Annotated in this window: 2 protein-coding genes; both read left to right on the top strand. The window is 65.8% G+C overall.

The features are described from left to right. On the top strand, positions 1-229 hold a 229-nt coding region (tnpB, locus tag CWO89_RS44730; protein ID WP_130584440.1), incomplete at its 5' end, for an IS66 family insertion sequence element accessory protein TnpB. A gap of 73 nt (positions 230-302) precedes the next feature. Continuing rightward, positions 303-819, top strand: a 517-nt coding sequence (locus CWO89_RS44725) for an IS66 family transposase (protein WP_207234723.1), incomplete at its 3' end; no start/stop codon positions are given.

The raw sequence follows: 819 nt of genomic DNA, 5'->3' as shown, positions 1-819 counted from the left end.
CGGCGACCTCTACGTGTTCCGTGGCAAAAGCGGCAAGCTGATCAAGATCCTTTGGCACGATGGACTGGGCATGTCGCTTTATGCCAAGCGGCTGGAGCGCGGCCGCTTCCTGTGGCCATCATCGGCTGATGGCGTGGTGACAATCACCCCAGCCCAGCTTGGCTACCTGCTGGAGGGCATCGACTGGCGGATGCCGCAACATACCTGGCGACCGCAGGCGGCTGGCTGATCGCTGGGATTTGAATCGGTGGCACGACAAGCGGTTCGGACAGAGGCCGCGTCTTGTGATTCACTGGTCGCCGATGGGCGCCGATGATTCTCTTCCCGACGATGTGACGACGCTGCAGGCGATGCTGCGCGCCGAGCGAGCGGCCCGGTTGGCCGCGGAAGCCGAGGCCCAGGCGGGGACGTTGCTGATCGAGAAGCTCAAACTCACGATCAAGAAGCTCCGGCACGAGCAGTTCGGACAATCCTCCGAGCGGGGCGCATTGCTGGACCAGCTTGAGCTACAGCTCGCCGACCTGGAGGAGAATGCGGCGCAAGCTGACACCGCGGCGCAGATGGCAGCCGAGAAGATTGCGGTGCCATCGTTCGAGCGCCGCAAGCCAGCCCGCCGGCCGCTGCCGGAGCATCTGCCACGGGAGCGCCTCGTCTATCCGGTGCCGGCCACCTGCCCATGCTGCGGCGACAGCCGATTGCGCAAGCTCGGCGAGGACGTGACCGAGACGCTGGAGCTCGTTCCGCGCCAGTGGAAGGTGATCCAGCACGTGCGCGAGAAGCTCGTCTGCCGGGCCTGCGAAGCGATCACCCAGCCGCCGG

Source organism: Bradyrhizobium sp. Leo170 (genome assembly GCF_004296405.1).
In the GTDB taxonomy this organism is placed as follows: Bacteria; Pseudomonadota; Alphaproteobacteria; order Rhizobiales; family Xanthobacteraceae; genus Bradyrhizobium.
This window is presented reverse-complemented; position numbering and strand designations above follow the sequence as displayed.